Below are 24,245 nucleotides of genomic sequence, written 5' to 3' on the forward strand. Positions count from 1 at the left end.
TTTTATTTTTCGTTTCTTTGCAATCCAATTCTTTAAAAAATTATATGGCTTGGTTTAAGAGAGAGAATAAAGGTATCATTACCACAACTGAAGAGAAAAAAGAAGCACCAGATGGCTTGTGGAATAAATGTCCAAATTGTAAAAAACCGCTACATCAGGCAGAACTTCAGGAAAACAAATATGTTTGTCATTACTGCAACTACCACCTGAGAGTAGGCTCAAAAGAATATTTCGAGGTTTTATTTGATAATAACGAGTTTAAAGAACTTTTTCCGAACTTAACATCGGGCGATCCGCTAAACTTTAACGATAATAAACCTTATACCGACAGGATTAAGGAAAGCCAGGCTAAAACAGGTTTAAAAGATGCAATCCGTGCCGGAGTTGGTAAAATTGAAGGTCAGGATCTCGTAATTGCCTGTATGGATTTCGCATTTATTGGGGGTTCTATGGGTTCTGTTGTGGGTGAAAAAATTGCAAGATCAATCGATTACAGCATTAAACATAAAGTTCCTTTCCTGATGATTTCAAAATCAGGTGGGGCTCGTATGATGGAGGCAGCATTTTCATTGATGCAGATGGCTAAAACATCGGCTAAACTGGCTTTATTGGGTCAGGCTAAAGTTCCATATATCTCATTGTTAACCGATCCTACTACAGGTGGTGTAACAGCATCATATGCAATGCTTGGCGATATTAATATTGCCGAACCTGGTGCATTGATCGGTTTTGCCGGACCACGGGTAATTAAAGAAACCATAAAAAAAGATTTACCAAAAGGTTTTCAAACAGCAGAATTTGTTTTAGAACACGGTTTCCTTGATTTCATTGTAGATAGAAGGGCAATGAAAGCTAAATTGGGTGCTTTTATTAAGATGATGAACAACTAGTTGGTTCCAATAGTTCATTAGCCATTAGTTCAATGGTCTAAGTATCAAAAACAACATAATATTTAGAAAAGCAGGGCTTGAATAACTTCGGTTAGTTCAGTCCTGCTTTTTGCTTTAAGTCCTCGCTACACTCCGGGCTTTCCGCGGCAATCAGGTTTAATTAACATAGGCTGGTGGTTCTTTTGAAAGGTTTTCCTGGCTAGCGTATTAAACCACCCCACCTTTGGGCAGCCCTCAATGGGAGGAAATATTAACAGCAATTTTTCTTATTTTTAAACTAACCAAACTAAAAATCAGATGAAAAAGCTATTATTACTCACCTTCCTGATCACGGCCATTATTTCTGTGCATGCCCAGGAGAAAAAAGCTAAAGTTCCTTATGATGAAACCTTAGCCAAAAAACTCGGCGCGGATAATTATGGAATGAAAATGTATGTTCTGGTTATTCTGAAATCAGGTACGAATACAACCGAAACAAAAGCCAAAACTGATAGTTTATTTGCAGGCCATATGGCAAACATGGGCAAAATGGTCGAAATGCAAAAGCTAGTAGTTGCCGGCCCGATAGGCAAAAACGATAAAAATTACCGCGGTATTTTCATTTTAAATACAAAATCAATCGAAGAAGCCAAACAATTGTTAGAAAGCGACCCTGCAATCGCGGCTAAATTACTCGAACCAGAATTATACAATTGGTATGGATCGGCAGCATTGGCTGAATATCTGCCATTTCATGATAAGATACAGAAAAGTAGTTTTTAGGTATTAGCCACGGAAACACAGATGGCACGGAAAAATTTGATAGGTGAAGTCAGGTGTTACCACAACTCAACTGCAACATTTCCATTAACATCTCCAACCCTACCGCTAATTCCATAAATTAGCACATCAAATAAATAACCCTAACTTATTATGAATAAAAAAGTACTATTTTCTGCACTTCTGCTGTGCGCTTCGACAAGCGTTTTTGCGCAAGACAAAAAAGTAATCGACAATATTGTTAAAGAAGTGAATGAAAATTCGCAATTAGAGAAACTTGCACACGAACTTTTAGATGTTGTAGGTCCGCGCTTAGTAGGTTCGCCACAAATGAAACAAGCTAACGATTGGGCAGTAAAAAAATATAGCGATTGGGGCATTTCTGCCAAAAACGAAAAATGGGGCGAATGGGCTGGCTGGGAAAGAGGTATTACCCATATCGATTTGATAAGTCCGCGGGTTAGAACTTTAGAAGGAACACAACTGGCCTGGAGTCCATCCAGTAACGGGAAAGCGATTAACGCAGAGGCAATTATCCTTCCAGAAATCACAGATTCGTTATCTTTTCAAAAATGGTTACCTAATGTAAAGGGCAAAATTGTTTTAATTTCCATGAACCAGCTCTCTGGCCGGCCTGAAAAAAACTGGGAAGAGTTTGCCACAAAAGACTTATTTGAAAAATTTAAAAAAGAAAAAACCGAAGCAGCGAAAGCCTGGGCAGCAAGTATAGCTAAAACGGGTTTATCTGCTAAAACTTTACCTGTAGCCTTAGAAAATGCTGGTGCTGTAGCGGTAGTGATCAATAACTGGTCGCAGGGATTTGGTGTAGATAAAATTTTCGGTGCAAATACCACTTAAAGTACCCACTTTAGATTTATCCGTTGAGGATTATGGCTTGGTTTACCGCCTGGCACTTAATGGTGATAAGCCTAAATTAAAAATCGAGGCCGATTCGAAGAAATTAGGTGCTGTACCTACTTTTAATACCATCGCAGAAATTAAGGGCAAACAAAAACCCAATGAATATGTGATGTTATCGGCACACTTCGATTCGTGGGATGGCGCAAGCGGTGCTACCGATAATGGTTCAGGCACTATTTTGATGATGGAAGCCATGCGGATTTTGAAAAAAATCTATCCTAATCCTAAACGGACCATATTGGTTGGCCATTGGGGAAGTGAAGAGCAGGGTTTAAATGGTTCAAGAGCTTTTGTAGAAGATCATCCAGAGGTTGTAAATAATCTTCAGGCTTTATTTAACCAGGATAACGGTACAGGTCGGGTGGTTAACATTGGCGGACAAGGTTTCGCTAAATCGAAAGATTACATTACCCGTTGGTTGGCTGCAGTACCTGATACCATTAAAAACCAGATCAAAACCAGTTTTCCGGGAACACCAGGTGCTGGTGGATCAGATTTTGCTTCTTTTGTTGCGGCTGGAGCATTGGGTTATTCATTAAGTTCTACCAGCTGGGATTACGGTACATATACCTGGCACACTAACCGCGACAGTTACGATAAATTGGTTTTCGACGAAATTAGAAGCAATGTAATTTTAGCTGCGATTATGGTATATATGGCTTGTGAAGATCCCGAAAAAACTTCTACCGAAAAAGCAACCGATTTACCTGTAAACGAACGTACCGGAAAACCATCAACCTGGCCTGTACAATCAAAATCGAATAGAAAAGGTGGATTGTAGATAATATTTATAAACGTTTTGGTAAAGAGCATTTGGAAACAGATGCTCTTTTTTGTTTCCTTGATTCGTTATTTCGAGCCGAGTGCAATGCAGTCGAGAAATCTATTGATATGGATCGCTCTATTCCATTTCGCTTTCAGTGGAGATGACGCCCTTAACGCAATATTTTGTTTTTTTTAGTGTAGTTACACCTAAATTTATTTAAAGATTTACAGGCAGAAAAGATGCTGAAATAAATTCAGCAAGACGATCTTAAAAAAATCTACTCCTCTTTCTTCTGAAACTTATAAAACAGATAACCCAAAAAAGGCAATATCAATACACTTCCCAATAAAAGCGCTAAACCCAAACTGTAAATGGTTTTTTCTGGTCCTACGGTTTCCAATAACGAAATCGCATCTCCGCTTTTTAAACGGATAAAATTTGGAAAATGGGCATAACTGATCGCCAAGAGGATCATCGTGACCTGGAAGCCCGCTAAAATGCGTAAAATCTTCGTTTTTCCTTTAATCAACAAATACCATAACAATACGAGTGATAAACTAGCCAAAATAATAGCAGATACGCCAACTGAACTTTTAAAAACCCAATCAATCAATGGAATTTTATCACGTTGTGCAGCAATAAATACCATTGCCCCAAAAACAACAGCTGCTACATTCATAAACTCGGCTTTTTTTATAAACCGGCGTTTATCATGTGCTTCGGTGGTTTCACCAATAAGATAAATGGCGGCCAGAAAGCCACAAAGTGCAACGGTGAACAACCCAACAGCGAGCGAAAACCAATTTAACCAGCCAGCAATATAGGCAGAGTAAAAATCTGTGGCCTGCGTATCAATATGCCCTGAAATCAGGCTTCCGGCAATAATGCCCAGAAACAGAGCAGTAATAAAACTAGAATAGCGAAAAATGCGGTTATAAAGCCATTGCATATCATCTTTAACGGCATCATAATGGCGAAATACAAAAGCTGTGCCTCGTGCAATAATTCCTATAAGCATAATCGCCAACGGAATATGCAAATAAACCGACATGGTGGTATAGATATGCGGAAAGCCTACAAAAAGAATTACAATAGCAATAATTAACCACATGTGGTTGGCCTCCCACACCGGACCAATGGCCTGGTACATCGTTTTGCGGGTTTTACTCCGATTTTTTGTCGAGGTAAAAAGCTCTATAATACCTGCACCAAAATCTGCTCCACCCAATAAAAAGTAGAGCAAAATGGCCATGCACAAAAATGTAATTACAACTTGTTCCATCATTTATTTTTTTGCCACAGCTTTACCGATAAACACAGAGTTTGGTATTTCGACTATAAGTTTCAAGCCTTCATCTGTGTTCATCCTTTTTATCTGTGGTTAATTAATTTACTTTGTTTCTGATTTGTTATAGAGCACTGGAACCATTTTTATCTGGCGGTAAAGCAAAAACGTTACGATAATACTTAAAGAAACATAAATTGCCGAGAAAATATAAAACGAATAGGCAATACCTGGCATCGGCGTAACAGCATCTTTGGTGCGCATAATGCCATAAATAATCCATGGTTGCCTACCAACCTCGGTAACTACCCAGCCGGCCTCTAAAGCGAGATAACCAAGCGGAATTGCAAAAACAAATAATTTTAATATCCAGCGTTTCTCCGTTAAAGGTTTCTTTTTAAAAAGGATAAAGAAATAGATTAAGGATATAAACAGCAAGAGCGTACCAATGCCAACCATGACCTGAAAAGCATAGTGTGTTATGGCTACTGGTGGATGCTCATTTTCTGGTATCTGATCCAATCCTTTAACTTCAGCTTTAAAATCGCCATGGGCCAGAAAACTTAATGCCCCAGGAATTTTGATTGCGCCTTTTACCGTTTTATCTTTTTCGTTTACGATGCCTCCGATCAAAAGCGGTGCGGGCTTTTCAGTTTTATATAATGCTTCCATAGCCGCAAGCTTAGCGGGCTGCCTTTTAGCTACATCTTTTGCGGATATATCTCCACTTAAAGGTTGTAACAGTGCCCCGATACAGGCAAATATCGCTGCAATTTTAAAGGCTTTTAAATGAAACGCTGCATTTCTATTTCTCAATATCATTAAAGCATGTACACCTGCCACAGCAAAACCGGTTGCGGTAAATGCAGCTAAACACATGTGCAAAGCCTGACTAAACCATGCTTTGTTGAACATGGCCTGGATAGGATCTATATTAAGGTACTTTCCATTTACAAAATCAAAACCTGCCGGACTGTTCATCCATGCATTTGCAGCTACCACCAAAATTCCGGAAGCTAAACCACTTACCCCAACTACCATCCCTGTAAACCAATGAAACCATTTATTCAGCTTGTTCCACCCATACAGGAAGAAACCCAGTGCTATTGCTTCAATAAAAAAAGCTGTTCCTTCCAAAGAGAAAGGCATACCAAATATCGGACCTGCATGATCCATAAATTTTGGCCAAAGCAAGCCCAGTTCGAAAGATAACATGGTACCCGATACCGCGCCCGTAGCGAAAAAAATAGCCACACCTTTACTCCAGGCTTTGGTGAGGTTTTTATATACCTCATCGTTTGTTTTAAGCCATTTATAATGCGAAACAGCCATAAAGAAAGGCATAACCATGCCGATACAGGAAAAAATGATATGAAAGCCTAATGATAAGGCCATTTGGGAACGGGCTGCTATAAAATCATCCATATGCTGTAGATTTTGAATTGTAACAAATATAGTTGTTAAACACTAAAGCCTACGGTAATTCAGTAACGTTGAAAGGATTATTTTAAATATAGAACGTTTATAAATTGAAAAAAGATTTGGATGTTCTTGCCATGAAAATACTAAATACGCTCTTTGTTATCCTGAGCAGAATCGAAGGATTGCCATGGATTAATGCGTTCAAAAATTAACAGCAAAAAAGTCCTTTCCTAATAAACTAGGACAAGATAATAATCACCGCTTATGAGATTGCTTCGTCGGCTGAAAAAGCCTTCTCGCAATGACGAAAATCTTCTAAACCCCTTTCAGCTCATCATAAGCAGCAGTTAAACTTCTTTGAATACCTTCGCCCTGCCATTCTGGTGCATTGGGTATTGTGGTTGTTTTTAAAATATCTTCCTTGGTTTTTCCGGCCTTAATTTCACCGCCAACGAAAGTTAATAAGTTTTGAAGGTAGTTTTGATAAGCCTTTATATCTTCCTTATTTCCGGTAACTTTTTCCGGATCTAAACTATGTCCCCAAATAAATAAGGTATCTTTATCAAACTGCGCCAAAATTTTATCCAAAGCTGTAATCCAATTGCCGATATGCGCACCATTTTCTCTATCGATGTATGGAAACTTGCGGTTAAAAACCAAATCGCCTACATGTGCAATATTTGCATGCTCGAAATGATAAACGGCATCTCCGTTGGTATGACCAGAGCCATAATAGTAAGCTTTAATGTTTTCATCGCCTACTTTCGCATTCCATTTTGTTCCAAAAGTAGTATCAGGCAATAATTGTTTATCGAGATTATTGGCTTTTTCTGCACCTCTTTTCTGATTTACCAAAGAATTTTGATGCGCCACAACTTTTTCGGCCAAACCTTTAAACGCAATATTACCTGCGGTATGGTCGCCATGATGGTGTGTGTTGATTAAATATTTGAAAGGTTTTTCGCCAAGTTTTTTTAATTCGTCGATTACATGCGGAGCCGTGGTTGGAAATTGGGCATCTACCACAACAAAACCATTACTGGAATTTAACCAGCCAATTGTACCACCTTGCTCGATAAATATACCCACATTATTACGTAAGGGCTTAAAATTATAAGCACGCATTATTTCTTGCTGTGCAAAAACATCTGTTTTATAAATCGAAAGCAAGGCCATGGCCAATGCCGAATTCCTGATAAAATTTCTTCTTTCCATTTTGGGGTTAAGCTAAAAAAAACCACGGCAAATGCCGTGGTTTAAATTTAATGATTTTGATCGTGAATAAACAAAAATTATATTCCCGAACCTGGTGTGGTACCTGGCTCATGCCCCGGACCAAACGAATTATTTTTACGGTCTTTATCTTTATCAAATAAGTTGGTACCTACTTTGGATGATTTGTTTTCATCAAGTGTTCTATCTTCTTTAATATCATCTGCTGTTTTATCAAGTAAATCGTTCTCAACAACTTTACCTTTTTCTTTATTCGTTTCCATAGTAATTGTAAATTGATTTATTAAATGAACAAGCGAGAAATAAGATTGTTTTTAATAGTTGTTTTAAGAATGGGATTTGGCAAAAGAAAAATCTTATGGTTGGAGATCCATTAATCAGGGAGTTTGAGTTTAACTAACTTTCTGCTTTACAAACAAAACTTCCGGTAAAATTATTTTAACTTCTTCTTCTGCACCTTCTTTTAGCCAGTAAAGCACAAAATTCACTTTTGCTGCTTTCAGATCATAACCTTTCTTCATTTGCATTTCTATTTCTGCGATGAATTTCCTTGAAAATTTAAGAATAGATTGGCCATTTAAATTTTTACACTCATCTCCATCAACCATTAATCTATCCCCACTAATTAATTGTGATAATAAAGATTGTTTATTGGTTGAATAATCCAACCAAATATCAGTATGCGTAAGGTTATAAACAATTTCGTCCAATTCAGGATATATATGATCATCCTCAACCCTTTCTAAATTTTCAACATCGATATGATCCAGATAATTGCCATTTATATGGATTGACAGGTTATTTTTTGCCCTTGTCATCCCAACATATAACTGCCTTTTAGTACTATCCTTACTCACATCAAAATCTTTTAACAGTAAAAAAACGTTATCATATTCTTTACCTTTTGACTTATGAATGGTTGAAACCATAATTATTTCGCCATTATCATTAGAAAAATCCTCGATCTTTGATTCTTTGATAAAAACATCGAAATCAGACTTATACTTGATCTTTGGATTAACAGCTTCAAAATCACGGATGAGGTTATCACAGATTTTGAATTTGGAGCTTTTTTTAAATCTATAAATTAATTCCCGGTATGCGTTTGCCCAAACCTCATCGCTATAGGTGTATACTTCATCATTTGTTGCCAATTTTAATAGGAAGAACCGGATTTCAGCAAGATTATATAGATTAAAATGATCATTTGTCTGGATTAACTGCGCCGGCATTTTATGTTTCAGCAAGCACCCAACAACCATGGCTGCCTCTTCATTTGTTTTTGTTAATACACATGTTGTTCCTGTTAATCCAGTTTGCAATATATCATTAACCAATGGATTAATTAAATTGCCGTTTTTATGATAGGTTATTTTTAGGTTGCCAATATCATGGCGATTCGGAATAATTGGCGCTGTTTTTAAACGATGGCTTACTTTTGTGATGAATTGATTACTGAAAGAAACCAAATTCCGTTTACTCCGATAATTATCAAGCAATTCATACTTAACAGCATCCTTATTTTTAATAAATTCATCCAGGTATTTCGAATCTGCATTTCTAAACTCATAAATATTCTGGTCATCATCGCCAACGGCAATCACCCTCATTTCTTCATTTTGTTCCATCAATGAGCTGATCAGCTCAAATTCATCCTCATTCATATCCTGCGCTTCATCAATTACCAAAACGGCTTTAGTAATTTTGCTGATTTCTACTTCATTACTTTTTATTTTGGCTATGGTACTTTTTAAGATTGTATCTGCTTTTTCCAAACTACCCACCTTTCCAAGCAGATCGAAGCAAAAAGAATGAAAAGTTTTGATTTCTACAAAGCCTGCTGCATTACCGATTAGCGTCAACAAACGTTTTTTAAACTCTGTGGCTGCTGCCCTTGAAAAAGTAAGCATTAACAGCTGCCTCATGCTTTACATCTTCCATTAGTAAAAGAGAGGCCAGTTTATGTACCAATACCTTTGTTTTCCCACTTCCAGGACCTGCAGCTACAACAATATATTTATTTTCTTTATCACCAATTATCTGCGATTGACTTTTAGACAAACTCCCAAACAATTGACGATATTTAGTTGGGGTAATATTTCGCTTTATTTCATTCTGACGGTTTGAATCAAAGTACTTATTCAAAAATGACGAGTAATTTAACTGAAAGTAATCATTAACAAACGCTAAGGCCACATTATAATTTTCGATCATTTTCTTTGCATACTCACCCACAATATGAATCTGTTGTATTCTGTTTTCGTAAAACAGACTTAATTTTTCATAATCTTCTGCCTTATACCTTATTTTGTTATCATTTTCCAGTCTATCTATCGTTAAACGATTATAGATTACCATAAAACCTCCCTCAATTTTGATAGCTTCAATCCTGGAGAGATAAAACAATGTATCTTCTACATCATCAACCGTAACAGAAAGTTGAAATAAACTACCCCTATTATGAAAAGCATCTTTTAATCCGTGAACAGAAAATTCGACTAATACTTCATCCTTTTCAATATTCTCTTTAATATTATTGGATTTATCGTATAAATATTCAACTACAAAACGGGCTAACTCATGTCTTTTATGCAGCTTATCGGTTAATAAGCCCAACAGTGCTGTGGTAGTTACTGTAATGTGGTTTTTGGAATGTGAATGATTTTGTCTCTTGATCCAGTTCTTGATCGCCCAAAAATTGATGATGGTTTTGATTTTGTTGGGAGTAAAATCATTAAAGCCCAAAGATTCAGCTTCTTCATTTAGTTCTTTAAGATTGATTGTTCTTTCCTGTTCTTTAAAAAACGGCAGCAAGAATTTCTCGATTTTTCTAAAGGTTTCTACAATACTTAATGAACGGTTCCGGTTTTCGTTTTTTTTGATAAAAGCGGTCAAATCTTTTGTATCAGCAAGAATTTTCTCCCCTCTTAGCAGGTTTATAATATGGATCACGTCTTCTTTTACAATTCCCAAATGATCAGATATATAATCTACACGTGCCTCACCTTCATCACCCGAAGTTATTTTTCTACTTTTACTCGACAGCAGTTTCTTGATAATGCGGATAGCCTTTTCTTTCTGTTTTTCATTAAACCGAAAAGAGTTGTTAATTTTGTCTATTGCCTCTTGGGCTGTTTTGGCTAAAATGCTATTTGCAAAAACTCTGGGCATATTCTGCCCGCGCTTTAGGTAACCGGCATCTTCTAAGGCTGCGATAGCGGTAGTAACCCTTGTTTCTATTTCATTTACACTATCATCCCAACCTGCCTTCCTGGCAATTTCCAATGCAGAATTTGAAACATTTAACCGGAACCTTGTAATATCTTTTACCGCCCTCCAAATCTGCTGGATTTCTTTTATGCTTAATTTGGTTTGATTAAGCAAGATAAAATGTTTGCTTAAATCTTCTTCACTAAACAACACATAACAAACTGCCGATAACTTTTCATCTCGGCCTGCCCTGCCCGCTTCCTGAACATAATTTTCTAAAGAGTCAGAAATATCATAGTGCACCACCATCCCTACATCTTTTTTATCTACTCCCATTCCAAATGCAGAGGTAGCTACCATAATATCAATCTGTCCGGCTATAAACTCATTCTGATTTTTAGTCTTATCCCTCGATTCCATGCCCCCGTGGTAATAAGCTACAGAAAAACCATCCTGTAATAAGCGCTTAGCCAACTTAACAGCCCTGCCTCTTCTGGATACATAAACAATGGTTGGACACAGTTTTTCATCTATTAGATCTCTTAGTGCATTATATTTTTCTTCATCATCATTCTTTTCAAATACATTATAAGTAAGATTTGTCCTCGAAGCCTTTGAACTAAAAATCTCCAGATCAAGCGATAATTTATTTTTGAAATAATTTCTGATATCTTCTATAACATTCTGCTTCGCAGTGGCTGTAAAACAGGAAACGGGAATTTGCTCTTCAAGATTCTTCTTTTCCTGCAATAGCTTTATAAAGTCTCCTATGTACAAGTAATCAACCCTAAAATCTTGCCCCCATGATGAGAAACAATGCGCCTCATCTATTACAAAACGGACTATTTTTCGTCCTAATAGTAACCTTTCAATGGATTTTGAACGTAAAGATTCTGGAGATATATACAGCATTGATGCTGAACCATCCTCCACCCGCTCAAATGATTTTCCTCTTTCTATAGGATCAAGCAAGCCGTTAATTGTAACTGCTTCTGTTATACCTACTTTTTCCAGATTATCTACCTGATCCTTCATTAAAGACTGTAGTGGAGAAATAATCACAGTAAGTCCTTTTGTATTTGCGCCAGCCATTAGAGCAGGCACCTGAAATGTAATGGATTTACCGCCACCGGTTGGAAATACAGCTAAAATAGATTTATTATCAATGGCTGCCTGTACGGATTTTTCTTGTAGCGGCTCATCCGCATAGCGCCTGTATGAATCAAAACCAAAATATTTTTTTAAGCCTTTATTGATATCCAGCGCAGTATTACAATATGCACAACCGGTTAAACAGGGCTTGTTTGTCAATTCAGACATAATACGCTCCGTTTTTGGATAATTTTTTAATACCCAAGGTGGCGTAATTGAATGCCTGTTTTGGCAATTGATTAATGATAAACAATAAGCAAGCTCTATTGGATTCTGTTGTACAATTTTTTCAAGGTCAGAATACCGGCAGATCTTAGATTGAAATCCCTCATTTATACCTCTAACAATTTCGATAGATTCAGGTTGAAAATTAATAAATTTAAAAAAGGCACTAAATTCTTTTTTATCCAGTAACAAGGCATAAAATATCTGTTTCTGTTGATTATCCAATCGATCGAAAGTGGCAACCTCATCATAAAAAAGATCCCTTGCTTTTATAGCATCATTTAAGGGATTATTTAATTCCTCAACTTGTAGTTTATCGTCTTTTAATAACGCGTGGTAAGGTTTATTTGGAAAGAGCAATGGCGATAAATATAACGTATCAATAATCTGTAAATCATCTAATAAGATTAATGATTTTTTAAGGTGGGGTATATCATGATAAATAATATTATGCCCACAAATAAATTCGGTATTGCTTAAAAATAAAGAAATGGATTCTGCTGAATTTGAATGAATACTTGTTCCATCGTTCTTTACACAACCAATATCAAAGATTTTTAAAGTATCAGGATGGATTTCGGTATCTAGAAAAGCTATTGGCTTCATAAAAAAGGATAACTGAGCGCGTTAATGACTATTTTTAATATGCAATATAATAAAAACCAAATGCTTGCAAGAAAGTCCCAGGGAAAACTGAGACTTTCTTGTTCGATTAACAGTGAATCTGAATATGGTAAACAAACTGCACGAAATAGTTGGGTCGCTAATTGTTAATATATAATCCAAGAAACTAAAGGATTCTTCATTGCATTCAGAATGACAGACATTAAAAGTCGTCATCTCTACTGAAACGCAGTGAAATGCCTGCCCGTGGCGAGCCGAGGCAAGGACGTGCTGTGGGCAAAAAAGAATCGATTACATACGTCACTACTATTGACTTTTATGTAATAAATACCCTCTAAATGACGATATCTCGAAAATAGATTTTACATCATTGCTCCAGGCAGTTTACCCAATTCATGAATGCATCCGAAAGAATGAAATCTTCTTTTATGAATTTTATTAAAATGGTTCGAAGATTCGAAAGAAAACGGGTTCAGGATAAACTTATAAATGTGTTTTCTTTCAACATTTAATTTTTCTTCTGGTTTTGCGTTTTCAAGGGGCTGATTGTTTTTGCTCTTTTCCATTACGATATAGATTAATGAAAACTTGGATAGTTTTCTGGTTAACAATTTTAATAATATTGGAAAGCTATTTTTAAATTTGCCTAACCTTATACCATGAGGAAATTGATAAGGTTTCGTTTTGGAATTACATTAAAATGGCGCGGACTGCCTTAATCTTAATTAAATATAAGTTTTATTTCTGAGTTCTGCAAGAGAATTTATTAGTTTAAATGGTTGTTGCAAACCTGCCATATTTTTAGGATTTTAAGGCAGTTAAGAAATCAGGCATCAAGCTATACTAACGTTAATAGCAGCACCAGCCTGGGTAAATAAACCGGATTAAACTGTAAAGCCCACAGCGCAGCGAGGACTTGGAACGGAAAGCAGGGCAAGCACTTCAAATGAAATACTGCCTTGGCTTTTCAAAAAAACACTATTATTTGCCCATAAAAAAAGTCCCAATGAATTGAGACTCTCCTATTTGGTTAATGATATTTTTATACCAAAGCATTTTGCTTTACTACCATTTTAACTTTTTCAATAACGTAATCCAACTCTTCTTTTGTGGTGTACTTACTGAATGAAAAACGCACGGATGGACGGTTTGGATCAGCTTTAATGCCATTTAACACATGCGAACCAATATTGGAACCTGAAGAACAGGCACTACCGCCAGAAGCACAGATACCATTGATATCAAGGTTAAACAACAGCATATCGGCCATATCCATCTCCGGGAACGATACATTTAATACGGTATACAAACTTTTATCGGCATCGGTTTCGCCATTAAAAGCAATGCCCGGAATTTCGGCAATCAGTTGTGCTTTCAAATAATCTTTCAAACCCTGAATATGCGCCTGGTGCTGGTCCATTTCGGCATAAGCAATTTCTAAAGCCTTGGCCAAGCCCACAATGCCATATACATTTTCGGTACCTCCACGCATGTTGCGCTCTTGTGCACCGCCATAAATCATCGGTGGAATTTTAATGTTACTGTTTACATATAAAAAGCCAACACCTTTAGGTCCGTGGAGCTTGCGTGCTGCACATACAATAAAATGTGCCTTAAGTTCGCGTACATTATGTGGGTAATGGCCCATGGTTTGCACGGTATCGGCATGGTAAATGGCATTGTACTTTTCGCAGATATCGCCTACTCTAACCATATCTGTTAGTGTACCCAATTCATTGTTGGCATGCATAAGTGAAACAAAAGTCCGCTCATTATTTTGAAGCAATTCTTCTAAATGGTTGTAATCAACATTTCCTTTTTCATCAATGTTAACAAAACTCAATTTATCGATTTCGCCATTTTTAAGCATGGTATTTAAGGTATGCTCAACAGCATGGTGTTCAATTTTAGAGGTAATGGCATGCTTTAAGCCATAAGCAGCAATGCCGCAACGGATTGCAGTATTATCGGCTTCGGTACCGCCTGAAGTAAAAAACACTTCAGATGGGGATGCATTTAATAAACCAGAAACGGTTTTACGGGCTTTTTCTACAAGCGTTCTAACCTCGCGACCAAGCGCATGAATGGCAGATGGATTACCGAAATAGTTTTCCATTACGTTTGTCATTTCTGCGATTACTGCCGCATCTAAAGGTGTGGTGGCTGCGTTATCTAAATAGACCCTTTTCATTTCTACGAATATTTAAAAGTTAGTGTGTTGTAGATGCAGACTTGCTAAAGCCAGCTCTGTTGTTAAATGATCAGGGTTTAATCGTTTTATTAAACCCTGACCGGTATGCTAAAACCAATAATCCTTTTGAAGATTAAAGGTGTAATATTTCTTTAATATCAGAAATAATCTTGTTTGCTAAACTTTCTGCAATGGTTTCATTTTCTGCCTCACTGTAAATCCTGATGATCGGTTCGGTGTTGGAACGACGCAAATGTACCCAAGTTTTATCAAATTCTATCTTCAAACCATCAATTGTACTGTATGGCTGATTTTTATATTTTTCTTCTACCTGTTTCAACAGGTTATCAATATCCATTTCTGGGGTAAGGGTAATCTTATTTTTAGAAATGTGGTATTGAGGATAACTGGCCCTTAATACTGAGATCGATTTACCAAATTTAGCTAAATGCGTTAAAAACAAGGCAATACCAACCAAGGCATCTCTACCGTAATGCGATTCTGGATAAATGATTCCTCCGTTTCCTTCGCCACCAATAATGGCATTTGTAGCTTTCATTTTGTTTACTACATTTACCTCTCCTACTGCTGATGCATTATATTCTGAACCTGCTTTTTCAGTTACATCACGTAAAGCACGGGTTGATGAAAGGTTTGAAACAGTATTGCCTGGTGTATTTTTCAACACATAATCAGCAACGGCAACCAAAGTGTATTCTTCACCGAACATACTGCCATCTTCGTTTACGAAACATAAACGGTCAACGTCAGGATCAACAACAATACCTAAATCTGCATTTTGTTTCTGCACTTCTTTTGATATTTCAGTCAGGTTTTCTGGAAGCGGTTCGGGGTTATGCGGAAAATGCCCATCCGGGGTACAGTACAATTCTGTTACTCTGCTTACGCCCAATGCTTTTAACAAAGCCGGGATAAAAATACCTCCGGTTGAATTCACACAGTCGATTACAACTTTAAAATCAGCTTTTTTTATCGCTTCAACATCCACCAATGGTAAGGCTAAAACTTTATCAATGTGTTTTTGAAGATAAGTATCGTTTTTAATTACTTTTCCAAGTTTATCTACATCAGCAAAATCAAAATCTGCACTTTCTGCAAGGTCCAATACTTCCTTACCATCAGCATCACTGATAAATTCGCCGCTTGCATTTAGTAACTTTAAGGCGTTCCATTGTTTAGGGTTATGGCTGGCAGTTAGAATGATCCCACCACCTGCATTTTCATCAGGTACTGCAACTTCTACCGTTGGTGTGGTTGATAAACCGAGGTCGATTACTTCAATACCCAATCCTTGCAAAGTTCCTATAACAAGATTGTTTACCATTTCTCCCGAAATACGGGCATCGCGACCTAATACGATCCTTTTATTGCCTGTTTTTTGTACTACCCAGCTTCCAAAAGCAGCTGTAAATTTCACAATATCAAATGGTGTTAAGCCGTCGCCAGCCCTTCCACCAATGGTTCCTCGTATTCCTGAAATCGATTTTATTAAAGTCACTTTATATAATTTATTTGAGGCTCAAAAATACGAAAAAAAACAAGACAGCCGCTATTTTGGCAGACTTGCGCAACTTAATTTACATTGTTTTTATATCTGTTTAAACGATCAATTTTATAGAATTGCGCAAAGCATCAAAAACAAACGTGTGTTTAATTGAATGGGTTGATTTGATTTTTTTTAAAAAAATTCCAACTTAAATATTATCGCATGGGCTTTATGATGGTTAGAGACAAAAACCAGATAATAATATTCTTGCAACTTTATTGCATAAAAGTATATTCTAACTTTACTAGCGATTGTAAAAGCTTATATTTGCATCTTTTTAAGATAAAAACGGCTTTTATATGCAGCGCAAGTGGTTTCAATATTGGTTTAATTCGCCATATTATCATATTCTATATCAACAACGAAATGATGCCGAAGCCGAGTTTTTTATCGACAAACTTACCCATTTCCTTCACCCAAAGGCAGAAGCCAAAATGTTGGATATTGCCTGTGGCAAAGGCCGCCATTCTATTTATCTCAACAAAAAAGGTTTCGATGTTACCGGAATAGACTTATCGGAACAAAGCATCAAATATGCCAAACAGTTCGAAAACAGTAAATTGCATTTCCTGGTACACGATATGCGAAGGCTTTTTTACATCAATTACTTTGATATTGCCTTAAACCTGTTTACCAGTTTTGGTTATTTTGATACCGAAAAAGATCATGTTAATGCACTTAAAACGTTTAGAAAATGCTTAACAGCTGAAGGTATTTTAGTGCTAGATTATTTTAATACTGAAAAGATTGTACGCAACCTAAATTCCTGCGAAACAAAATCACTTGATGGCATCACCTTTCACATTACTAAAAATGTGGTTGATGGTAAAATTATCAAAAAGATTAATTTCGAGGACAAGCAAAAGGTGTATAATTTTGAAGAACGCGTTCAGGCTTTCAGTTTTGAAGACTTTAAGCGCATGCTTTCCAAGGCCGGTATGGTAATCGAAAAAACATTTGGCAGCTATGGCTTGGATGATTTTGATGAGTGCAACTCGGACCGCTTAATTTTAATCTGTAAAAAAGCATGATAGAAAGCATACAGCAATTTGATGTAGACTTGTTTTTGAAAATCCACCGTGGGCTTTCGAACAGTTTTTTTGATTGGCTGATGCCTTTAATGCGCAACCGTTTTTTTTGGTCGCCACTTTATCTCTTTATCATTATTTTTTGCATCAAACAATATAAAAAACAGGGATATTACATCATCGGCATGGTACTTTTTACTTTTGCCATGGGCGATTTAATTGCTTCAAGGGTAGTAAAACCATGGGTATCGCGCGTTAGGCCTTGTAATGATTTAAACCTCTCCAACTACATTATTCATCGTGTACCTTGCGGCAGTGGTTTAAGTTTTCCTTCTGCCCACGCTACCAACCACTTTGCCATAGCCGTTTTTCTAATCTGTATTTTTTACAGCAGGTGGAAACCCATTTTGCCTATTGGCTTATTTTGGGCATTCATCATCAGTTTTGCGCAAATATATGTTGGGGTTCATTATCCTGTTGATGTAACTACGGGTGCTTTGCTGGGCATCACAATTGGAATTATCTGTTCAAGAATATTTAAAAAATTACAACCTGATTTTTAACTATGGAAATCTGGAAACTTTGCGTGCTCTTTTTCTGTGCCTTTTTAGGTGGAGCAGCTATCTTTTTGGTAAAAAGTGATAAATCGAAACTGCTGAAATTGATTTTATCATTCAGCGGTGCTTATCTGTTTGCCATTACCGTTTTACATTTAATTCCTGATGCTTACAGCGGTACAGACAAATCGGAAATTGGCATTTTTATATTGATTGGCTTCCTTTTGCAGATTTTTCTGGAACAATTTTCTGAAGGTGTAGAGCACGGCCACATCCATAAACACCACGATGGGCATGTTTTCCCTTTCGGAATTATGATCAGTTTATGCCTGCATGCCTTTTTAGAAGGAATGCCTTTAGCAAAAGAACAACACAACGAATTAATTTTCGGAATTTCTTTACACCATATTCCAGCGGCCTTTGCGCTTGCCAGCATATTAATGCAAAATCATTTTAAAAAAAGCAGCATTGTATTTTATCTTCTTATTTTCGCTATTATGGCACCACTGGGCTTTTATGTTAGCGTTGGCTTAAGTAACGGCACTATTGGAGGTTTAGATGCTTATTTTAATAAAATTATGGGCATTGTAATCGGTATCTTCTTACACATTTCTACTACTATCCTATTTGAATCGAGCGCTGATCATAAAATCAATACCCGCAAAATGATAGCTGTATTACTTGGAATTGGGGTAGCACTCATCGGTTTCTTCGCCGGACACTAGGTCAGTTCGCAGTTTTCAGTTAACCAAGCAAGTTCAGTTAGCAGTTACAGTTTTTTTTAACCAAAAAAGTTCAGTTTACAGTTGGGGGTATATTCAGTTAATCTATTTAAATAGCCCATAATCCGCATCATTAATTGGATAGCCGTTTTAAACGTTTAATCTCTTATAGTTTAAGCCTTTATAGAAATATACTGTAAGTTTGGATATGGATGAGATTGTAAATGAACCACTTGTAGCTTATCATAAAAGGCACTATTCCGTTGAAGAATACCTCGAAATGGAAAAAGAATCAAATTTTAAACACGAATATTTTCAAGGAGAGATTTTTGAAATGTCTGGCGCAGGAGATGATCATAACGAGATTTTCAGCAACGTTTTTGGAGAAATAGTTTACAAACTCAAAGGGAAAACTTGCAGGGCATATGGAAGCGACAAACGAATGAACATCCCTCAAAATACTTTATTTACCTATCCTGACATATCGATTTATTGTAATGGATTAAAACACAGCGAAATTGATAAAGATACCTCAATTTTACCCACAGTAATTATCGAAATACTATCTCCCTCAACCAAAAGCTACGACAAAGGCAAAAAATTTAACCTCTATAAAGATATTCCTTCATTAAAAGAATACATTATGATCGATTCGGAATCGGTATTAGTGGATGCTTATCATATTGATCAGGAGAAAAAATGGCTTTTGAATCGATACGGGAAAATTTCTGATACATTAACACTTGTTTCGATGGGATTTACCATGTGTTTAACCGATATTTATGAATATGTCCGTTTTACGGAAAAGTAGTCAAGCTTAATAATTAAAAAAGTCAAGTTTTTTTCTGAACCCGCCGAATAACTTGTCTTCATTGGATTTGCAGGGGGAATATCAGCCAGTTACTTATTTTTCTCTTTCTTTTTCCCGTATCCCCACGGACAATGCTTGCATTTATTTTTGCAACAATAGCCTCGTTTTAAATGGTAGGTTTCGGTAAAAACCATTAATCCATCTTCATTTAAATAAAAATCTTCGCCTTCTTTCATATATATACTTCAAGGTCCTGATACAAATTCATAATAACGGATAGCTTATCTTGAAACACTCAAACGATTTATATTGCTAATTGAGTATTTTAACTTCAAGTTTATCTGCAAAATAATCTTTAAGCTGTTTACCGTCGCCATGCAATGTCCACACTTGTTTTGGTTTTACTTGCTCAATGGTTTCTAAAATTGCATCCCAATCGGCATGATCTGAAATGTAAAGTGAAATTCCATTTTGCTGCTGCAGGTTTTTCCATCCTGAGGCAAAAGCACGTACCACATTAATCGCCTTATGGTAACTGTGAAAAACCATTGGTGGCACAATGTAAACCTGATGCTCATGGTTATTTTTCATAACCTTTCTATCGTACATTTTATAGTTAACTAATTTTATACCATAATCTTCATAAATTTTAACGAAAGGCATAATGCTATGGTGAACCATAATGTTCTTACCAGCACAATAATCATTTAATAGCTGAATAATACGCTGACTTTTACCCAACGCATAAGCTCCTAACATGATATTTGAGTTGGTTTCATTCAGTTTTTTAATCTCATCAATTGGAGAAGGATGTTTTGTATCAGGATTTGCGAATGTACTCTCAGTGATCAGCACATCTGCTTCAACAAATTCGAAAGGCTCACAGGTAGCATCCGGCTCAATTTTATAATCACCTGTGTATAAATACCTTACTCCTTTATACTCCATTAAAATCTGTGCAGAGCCCAAAATATGCCCGGCAGCAAAAAAAGTTAGGCTAACATCTTTTATTTTGAAGGTTTCGTGGTATGTTTTTGTAAAAAAATCAACGGCTGCAAATTTACGGTAACGGTGTTTCATAAAAGTTGCTGTGGCAGCTGTACAATACACATTCTGGCTTCCGCCGATGGCATGGTCGCCATGTGCATGCGAAACCACTGCTTCTTTAACAGGTTGTTGCGGATCGAGATAAAAATCGCCATAAACACAATATAAACCTGTTGGGGTAATGGTAATAAAATCTGCTAAAATCATGATTGGATGAAAGAATTTAAAAAGAATGATTTAAGTAGATTAGGCATGGATTCCGTTAGCTTGTCTGGCTGCAAGAAGAAATTGCTGATGTAAAGCCAAAACTTGCTCAATAATGGATTGTTGTTCGTCATTTACGATAAAATGATTGGCTAATTTTGCCTTTTCTTCATCGCTCAATTGTTTATCCATCCGGGCCTTCACTTGTTCAGCGGTAACACCGTCGCGCTGCATTACGCGGTTTATTTTAACTTCGTATGGGGCAGTAACCAGAATTGTGGTATCACACATTTTATACGAGCCACTTTCAAACAATAGGGCTGCCTCCTTTAAGGTATAAGGTGTAGTGACCAGAATAGTATCTTCCCAGGCATCAAAAGCCCTAAAAACCGCAGGATGAACCAGTGCATTGAGCTGAGCCAAAGCTGTTTCATTGTTAAAAACAATGCCTGCAATATGCTTGTTATTTAATTTTCCATCTTCAAAATAACTTTCTTTGCCAAAGGCAGTTTTCACACCTTCTACCAATAAAGCATCTTTACACATAATTTCCTTGGCAACAGTATCTGCATAAAATACAGGGATTCCCAATACTTCAAAAACCTTACAAGCAGTTGTTTTACCGCTTCCTATGCCACCTGTTATACCTACTTTGTACATTATTTTTCTACAATGAAATCTATTTTGGAAGGAACTACTTTTACCAGCTTACAATAATCAGGAAATTCGGTTATTTTCACTGTGAACTGCCGGTGATGTAAATTTTGCCACTCATCTACATCAATTGTAGCGGTGATAAAACTCTCATCAACCTGATCGTAATTGCTTAATGCCACTAAAAACGAAACCTTTACCTTTTTTGGATAAAGTTTAATGCTATTGTAATTGCGGTTATTTAAAACCTTTAAAGGCACTTCGATGGTTTTCTCGGTAAACTCATCTACTGGCAATTTAACTTCTACCGACGAGGGATAAATACTTACATTTTTATGAATACTATGTTGTAAAGCAATGCGCGTGGTGCTACTGTTCTGTATTTTATCCTGTTTGAGTGTATCGGTTGGCCAGAATTTTATTTTTGCCAATTCTTCCGTCGGGCCGGCAACCTTAATGTATTTTGGGTTGAGGATGATCTCGCTCGAAATGCCATATTGCTTTTCAAAACTGAGCTTATCAATCAGTTTTACAGGAACTTTTTTAACTACGCGCTTTGTAAAATCGAAATACAAGGTATCAGGCTTAACTGATATTACTTTCTGGGTGCTTTCTAGCTGCCTGTTAATGTTAAATAACTGATCGGAAAAAACGATAAAATCTTTGGTATTAAGCTGACTTAAATTAACCGAAACTGAAGGCGGACTAATCCGTAATCGGGCAAACAATAACTGCCAGCCGGTTCCTTCTACCTGCAAATCTATGGTATCAGACTGTAATGGATAAAATGCCCTTTTGGTTGGCGTATTTTTAAATACCAGCACTGTTTTGGCGGTGTAAATGTATTTGTTGTTTAGTGCCATAAAAAGCCATGCAGCAATGGCCAGCATTAAGCAGGCCAGTAGGCTAAACACACGTCTTTTTTCAATTTTAGTTAATCTAATAAAGGGCATAACATTATGTAAATATAGTGCGTAAGGCTTTTTCTCCAATTACAACAGTTGCGTCAAATGTAGCAAAACTAAACAGCCGCTCAAAAACTTATGTGTTTAATGATAAATTAATCTTATAAATAGCAAGACTATACATATGATAACTATATTCGTAGTAGATAATTATTTTAACATGAAAAAATACATTTTAACGCTCTTTACATTAGCCATATTTATTAATGCCTTTGCTCAAAAGAGAACCATGGTATCTTATTTTAAAAAAGATATGCTTACCGAAAACAAAAACGATTACGATTACCGTAGGGTTATTCAAGAAACCGATACTCCATCATTATACAGGCTATTTGAATTTTATCCGGATAATAAAGAGAAAACAGTGGCTACGATTTCAAAATTTCAGCCTAAGATAGTTTATGAAGGAATTAAAGAAAGTTATAACAAAAAAGGAATACTCACCACAAAAGTAAATTTCAAAAATGGTAATTTATTTGGGGTATGCACCTATTATTATGATGATGGTAAGCTCGAAAGCGTATTCCAGTACGATGAACAGGATGAAAATGCTAAAATTCCGGAAAAGCCCCGAAGGAGATGGACAACAGGAATGGATTCTTTGGGTAACCAATTTATAAAGGATGGCAATGGAACATTTAAAAAGGCTTCAAATAAAAATGAGGTTGAAGAAGGAAATTACCTTAACGGTTATAAAGACGGTATTTGGAAAGGAATTAGCAACAATGGCAGTTACGAAGAAATTTATAACAATGGGATATTTAAATCAGGCATTACCACATTGCCCGATGGTAAACAGATTACTTATGATAAAATGGAGGTACAGCCTGTATTTAAAGGGGGAATAGCAGAATTTTATAGGTATTTGGGTAGAAACTATAAATACCCTACTGAAGCTGTGAAAAACCGGATTAGCGGGAAGTTATACGTTACATTTGTTGTAGAAAAAGATGGATCGTTAACGGATTTATCTTTAAAAAATGATCTTGGTTATGGCACAAAGGAAGAAGCATTACGTGTTTTAAATGATTGCCCTAAATGAAGCCCGGGCAAACAACATGGTATGCCTGTTAAGGTAAAATACAATATAGATATAAACCTTGCCGCACAATAAATAAAAATGCCACCCATGAGGTGGCATTTTTATTAAATTTATGTTAAATATTAAGCTTTTGCTGCTACAACTGCTTTGGTAGCATCTAAAGAAACTGCTGATTTATCGAAACGGATTTTAGCTCCGCTTTCTACTTCAATTAAGAAAGTTGTTTCGTTTAAATCAATAATTTTTCCGTGAATACCTGCAGTGGTAATTACTTTATCGCCTTTACCTAATTCTGCTACTAACTTTTTATGATCTTTGGCTTTTTTAACCTGCGGACGGATCATAAAAAAGTAGAAAACTACCATGATCAATACCATTGGTACAATTGTAGTAAGCATATTACCACCGCCTGCTGCTGCCTGTAAAATTACTGTTGATGTCATTTCTTATTTATTTGTTTTTATGAATAGTTGATGATCTGTGCGCAATTGCAGTAAACCATCAATCAATTTATTTTTTTGCAAGTACCTCACCTACCAAATGTACTGTAGTAACTGTTGGGTTTGCGTTGGAGGTAACGGTTACCACTTTATCTTGCATGCCCATTTTGCCTTCGCTATTAAAAACTACGCTAATAATACCTTCTTTACCTGGCAAAATAGGTTCGCCTGGCACCTGAGGCACAGTACAGCCGCAAGTTGCTGTGGCATTTGAAACAATAAGCGGACTTTTACCTGTATTTTTAAGTTTAAAATCGTGTTTTACTTTTTCGCCCTGTTCTATTTTACCAAAATCAAAAATATCGCGTTCAAAAACAATTACCGGAGCATCTGCGGGTGCAACTTTAGCTGTTTTTGAAGTATCATTTCCTACAGATACAGTTGATGTTGTTTCTGATGTTTGATTATTTGCATTGCGGCATGCAGCAAATGAAATTGCGGCTACAACGAGTATAAATATTTTTTTCATG

At 36.4% G+C, this 24,245-nt stretch carries 24 protein-coding genes; 9 read left to right on the plus strand and 15 right to left on the minus strand.

Annotated features, from left to right (window positions below; translation table 11 throughout):
* Nucleotides 1–44 precede the first annotated feature (44 nt).
* The 4 genes from accD to AC0IWE_RS05705 all read left to right on the plus strand — a co-directional run bounded on the left by accD (nt 45) and on the right by AC0IWE_RS05705 (nt 3,351).
* Nucleotides 45–890 (plus strand): acetyl-CoA carboxylase, carboxyltransferase subunit beta, encoded by an 846-nt coding sequence (gene accD / locus AC0IWE_RS05690; protein ID WP_055905975.1) that lies wholly within the window; start codon nt 45–47, stop codon nt 888–890.
* A 297-nt stretch (nt 891–1,187) separates the two neighbouring features.
* Complete coding sequence (locus AC0IWE_RS05695) at nt 1,188–1,652, plus strand: YciI family protein (RefSeq protein WP_471792289.1); 465 nt, start codon at nt 1,188–1,190, stop codon at nt 1,650–1,652.
* A gap of 150 nt (nt 1,653–1,802) precedes the next feature.
* Nucleotides 1,803–2,507, plus strand: coding sequence for a hypothetical protein (locus AC0IWE_RS05700; protein WP_471792290.1), 705 nt, complete (start codon nt 1,803–1,805; stop codon nt 2,505–2,507).
* Nucleotides 2,491–3,351: a M20/M25/M40 family metallo-hydrolase gene (locus tag AC0IWE_RS05705; protein ID WP_471792291.1), complete on the plus strand. Its 861-nt coding sequence runs from the start codon at nt 2,491–2,493 to the stop codon at nt 3,349–3,351. Before AC0IWE_RS05700 ends, AC0IWE_RS05705 begins: the two co-directional genes overlap by 17 nt.
* Nucleotides 3,352–3,613: 262 nt before the next feature.
* On the opposite strand, the gene AC0IWE_RS05710 is transcribed toward AC0IWE_RS05705, so the two are convergent.
* From AC0IWE_RS05710 to glmM, 9 genes are all read right to left on the minus strand, one after another.
* Nucleotides 3,614–4,618, minus strand: a complete 1,005-nt coding sequence (locus AC0IWE_RS05710; RefSeq protein ID WP_471792417.1) for a cytochrome d ubiquinol oxidase subunit II — start codon at nt 4,616–4,618, stop codon at nt 3,614–3,616.
* A gap of 108 nt (nt 4,619–4,726) precedes the next feature.
* On the minus strand, nt 4,727–6,046 hold the full coding sequence (locus tag AC0IWE_RS05715) for a cytochrome ubiquinol oxidase subunit I (protein ID WP_471792292.1): 1,320 nt from the start codon (nt 6,044–6,046) through the stop codon (nt 4,727–4,729).
* A gap of 312 nt (nt 6,047–6,358) precedes the next feature.
* The gene (locus AC0IWE_RS05720) at nt 6,359–7,258 is read right to left on the minus strand and encodes an MBL fold metallo-hydrolase (RefSeq protein WP_471792293.1); all 900 of its coding nucleotides are present in this window, start codon (nt 7,256–7,258) and stop codon (nt 6,359–6,361) included.
* A 77-nt stretch (nt 7,259–7,335) separates the two neighbouring features.
* Nucleotides 7,336–7,539, minus strand: coding sequence for a hypothetical protein (locus AC0IWE_RS05725; RefSeq protein ID WP_055905993.1), 204 nt, complete (start codon nt 7,537–7,539; stop codon nt 7,336–7,338).
* 129 nt (nt 7,540–7,668) lie between these two features.
* On the minus strand, nt 7,669–9,201 hold the full coding sequence (locus AC0IWE_RS05730; protein ID WP_471792294.1) for a UvrD-helicase domain-containing protein: 1,533 nt from the start codon (nt 9,199–9,201) through the stop codon (nt 7,669–7,671).
* Nucleotides 9,149–12,469 (minus strand): RecQ family ATP-dependent DNA helicase, encoded by a 3,321-nt coding sequence (locus AC0IWE_RS05735; protein WP_471792295.1) that lies wholly within the window; start codon nt 12,467–12,469, stop codon nt 9,149–9,151. The genes AC0IWE_RS05730 and AC0IWE_RS05735 overlap by 53 nt, the downstream gene beginning before the upstream one ends.
* A 380-nt stretch (nt 12,470–12,849) precedes the next feature.
* On the minus strand, nt 12,850–13,053 hold the full coding sequence (locus tag AC0IWE_RS05740; protein ID WP_471792296.1) for a hypothetical protein: 204 nt from the start codon (nt 13,051–13,053) through the stop codon (nt 12,850–12,852).
* Nucleotides 13,054–13,529: 476 nt separating this feature from the next.
* Nucleotides 13,530–14,678, minus strand: coding sequence for a cysteine desulfurase family protein (locus AC0IWE_RS05745; protein WP_471792297.1), 1,149 nt, complete (start codon nt 14,676–14,678; stop codon nt 13,530–13,532).
* Nucleotides 14,679–14,811: 133 nt separating this feature from the next.
* The gene (gene glmM / locus AC0IWE_RS05750; protein WP_055906001.1) at nt 14,812–16,197 is read right to left on the minus strand and encodes a phosphoglucosamine mutase; all 1,386 of its coding nucleotides are present in this window, start codon (nt 16,195–16,197) and stop codon (nt 14,812–14,814) included.
* Between the two features lie 347 nt (nt 16,198–16,544).
* On the opposite strand from glmM, the gene AC0IWE_RS05755 reads away from it, so the two are divergent.
* The 4 genes from AC0IWE_RS05755 (at nt 16,545) to AC0IWE_RS05770 (ending at nt 19,363) form a co-directional block, all read left to right on the plus strand.
* Entirely contained in the window at nt 16,545–17,276 is a 732-nt protein-coding gene (locus AC0IWE_RS05755; protein ID WP_471792298.1) for a class I SAM-dependent methyltransferase, read from the plus strand.
* On the plus strand, nt 17,273–17,836 hold the full coding sequence (locus AC0IWE_RS05760; RefSeq protein WP_471792299.1) for a phosphatase PAP2 family protein: 564 nt from the start codon (nt 17,273–17,275) through the stop codon (nt 17,834–17,836). Before AC0IWE_RS05755 ends, AC0IWE_RS05760 begins: the two co-directional genes overlap by 4 nt.
* A 2-nt stretch (nt 17,837–17,838) precedes the next feature.
* A complete protein-coding gene (locus tag AC0IWE_RS05765; protein ID WP_055906010.1) occupies nt 17,839–18,555 on the plus strand; it encodes a ZIP family metal transporter in 717 nt (238 codons plus the stop codon).
* A 205-nt stretch (nt 18,556–18,760) separates the two neighbouring features.
* Nucleotides 18,761–19,363 (plus strand): Uma2 family endonuclease, encoded by a 603-nt coding sequence (locus AC0IWE_RS05770; protein ID WP_471792300.1) that lies wholly within the window; start codon nt 18,761–18,763, stop codon nt 19,361–19,363.
* Nucleotides 19,364–19,452: 89 nt separating this feature from the next.
* Here the strand turns inward: AC0IWE_RS05770 and AC0IWE_RS05775 are convergent, their stop codons facing one another.
* The 4 genes from AC0IWE_RS05775 to AC0IWE_RS05790 form a co-directional block, all read right to left on the minus strand.
* Complete coding sequence (locus tag AC0IWE_RS05775) at nt 19,453–19,599, minus strand: DUF5522 domain-containing protein (protein ID WP_471792301.1); 147 nt, start codon at nt 19,597–19,599, stop codon at nt 19,453–19,455.
* 76 nt (nt 19,600–19,675) lie between these two features.
* On the minus strand, nt 19,676–20,617 hold the full coding sequence (locus AC0IWE_RS05780) for an exonuclease (protein WP_471792302.1): 942 nt from the start codon (nt 20,615–20,617) through the stop codon (nt 19,676–19,678).
* A gap of 39 nt (nt 20,618–20,656) precedes the next feature.
* Entirely contained in the window at nt 20,657–21,274 is a 618-nt protein-coding gene (gene coaE / locus AC0IWE_RS05785; protein WP_471792303.1) for a dephospho-CoA kinase, read from the minus strand.
* Nucleotides 21,274–22,221: a YbbR-like domain-containing protein gene (locus AC0IWE_RS05790; RefSeq protein WP_055906021.1), complete on the minus strand. Its 948-nt coding sequence runs from the start codon at nt 22,219–22,221 to the stop codon at nt 21,274–21,276. The genes coaE and AC0IWE_RS05790 overlap by 1 nt, the downstream gene beginning before the upstream one ends.
* 172 nt (nt 22,222–22,393) lie before the next feature.
* On the opposite strand from AC0IWE_RS05790, the gene AC0IWE_RS05795 reads away from it, so the two are divergent.
* Complete coding sequence (locus tag AC0IWE_RS05795) at nt 22,394–23,275, plus strand: energy transducer TonB (RefSeq protein WP_471792304.1); 882 nt, start codon at nt 22,394–22,396, stop codon at nt 23,273–23,275.
* A 122-nt stretch (nt 23,276–23,397) separates the two neighbouring features.
* Here AC0IWE_RS05795 and yajC read toward each other — a convergent pair whose 3' ends face one another.
* Both yajC and AC0IWE_RS05805 read right to left on the minus strand, forming a co-directional pair.
* Nucleotides 23,398–23,718 (minus strand): preprotein translocase subunit YajC, encoded by a 321-nt coding sequence (gene yajC, locus AC0IWE_RS05800; protein ID WP_463496215.1) that lies wholly within the window; start codon nt 23,716–23,718, stop codon nt 23,398–23,400.
* A 67-nt stretch (nt 23,719–23,785) separates the two neighbouring features.
* Nucleotides 23,786–24,244: a DUF1573 domain-containing protein gene (locus tag AC0IWE_RS05805; RefSeq protein ID WP_471792305.1), complete on the minus strand. Its 459-nt coding sequence runs from the start codon at nt 24,242–24,244 to the stop codon at nt 23,786–23,788.
* Between the last annotated feature and the right edge of the window lies 1 nt (nt 24,245).

Source organism: Pedobacter sp. AC402, from assembly GCF_979252805.1.

What these genes read in the sequence shown, in the direction of transcription:
- accD (WP_055905975.1), top strand. Translation starts at nt 45, where the DNA reads ATGGCTTGGTTTAAGAGAGAGAATAAAGGTATCATTACCACAACTGAA.
- AC0IWE_RS05715 (WP_471792292.1), bottom strand. Translation starts at nt 6,046, where the DNA reads ATGGATGATTTTATAGCAGCCCGTTCCCAAATGGCCTTATCATTAGGC.
- AC0IWE_RS05790 (WP_055906021.1), bottom strand. Translation starts at nt 22,221, where the DNA reads ATGCCCTTTATTAGATTAACTAAAATTGAAAAAAGACGTGTGTTTAGC.
- AC0IWE_RS05740 (WP_471792296.1), bottom strand. Translation starts at nt 13,053, where the DNA reads ATGGAAAAGAGCAAAAACAATCAGCCCCTTGAAAACGCAAAACCAGAA.
- AC0IWE_RS05710 (WP_471792417.1), bottom strand. Translation starts at nt 4,618, where the DNA reads ATGGAACAAGTTGTAATTACATTTTTGTGCATGGCCATTTTGCTCTAC.
- AC0IWE_RS05745 (WP_471792297.1), bottom strand. Translation starts at nt 14,678, where the DNA reads ATGAAAAGGGTCTATTTAGATAACGCAGCCACCACACCTTTAGATGCG.
- AC0IWE_RS05795 (WP_471792304.1), top strand. Translation starts at nt 22,394, where the DNA reads ATGAAAAAATACATTTTAACGCTCTTTACATTAGCCATATTTATTAAT.
- AC0IWE_RS05765 (WP_055906010.1), top strand. Translation starts at nt 17,839, where the DNA reads ATGGAAATCTGGAAACTTTGCGTGCTCTTTTTCTGTGCCTTTTTAGGT.
- AC0IWE_RS05755 (WP_471792298.1), top strand. Translation starts at nt 16,545, where the DNA reads ATGCAGCGCAAGTGGTTTCAATATTGGTTTAATTCGCCATATTATCAT.
- AC0IWE_RS05775 (WP_471792301.1), bottom strand. Translation starts at nt 19,599, where the DNA reads ATGAAAGAAGGCGAAGATTTTTATTTAAATGAAGATGGATTAATGGTT.
- AC0IWE_RS05695 (WP_471792289.1), top strand. Translation starts at nt 1,188, where the DNA reads ATGAAAAAGCTATTATTACTCACCTTCCTGATCACGGCCATTATTTCT.
- yajC (WP_463496215.1), bottom strand. Translation starts at nt 23,718, where the DNA reads ATGACATCAACAGTAATTTTACAGGCAGCAGCAGGCGGTGGTAATATG.
- AC0IWE_RS05805 (WP_471792305.1), bottom strand. Translation starts at nt 24,244, where the DNA reads ATGAAAAAAATATTTATACTCGTTGTAGCCGCAATTTCATTTGCTGCA.
- AC0IWE_RS05735 (WP_471792295.1), bottom strand. Translation starts at nt 12,469, where the DNA reads ATGAAGCCAATAGCTTTTCTAGATACCGAAATCCATCCTGATACTTTA.
- AC0IWE_RS05700 (WP_471792290.1), top strand. Translation starts at nt 1,803, where the DNA reads ATGAATAAAAAAGTACTATTTTCTGCACTTCTGCTGTGCGCTTCGACA.
- AC0IWE_RS05760 (WP_471792299.1), top strand. Translation starts at nt 17,273, where the DNA reads ATGATAGAAAGCATACAGCAATTTGATGTAGACTTGTTTTTGAAAATC.
- AC0IWE_RS05720 (WP_471792293.1), bottom strand. Translation starts at nt 7,258, where the DNA reads ATGGAAAGAAGAAATTTTATCAGGAATTCGGCATTGGCCATGGCCTTG.
- AC0IWE_RS05780 (WP_471792302.1), bottom strand. Translation starts at nt 20,617, where the DNA reads ATGATTTTAGCAGATTTTATTACCATTACCCCAACAGGTTTATATTGT.
- AC0IWE_RS05770 (WP_471792300.1), top strand. Translation starts at nt 18,761, where the DNA reads ATGGATGAGATTGTAAATGAACCACTTGTAGCTTATCATAAAAGGCAC.
- AC0IWE_RS05725 (WP_055905993.1), bottom strand. Translation starts at nt 7,539, where the DNA reads ATGGAAACGAATAAAGAAAAAGGTAAAGTTGTTGAGAACGATTTACTT.
- coaE (WP_471792303.1), bottom strand. Translation starts at nt 21,274, where the DNA reads ATGTACAAAGTAGGTATAACAGGTGGCATAGGAAGCGGTAAAACAACT.
- AC0IWE_RS05730 (WP_471792294.1), bottom strand. Translation starts at nt 9,201, where the DNA reads ATGAGGCAGCTGTTAATGCTTACTTTTTCAAGGGCAGCAGCCACAGAG.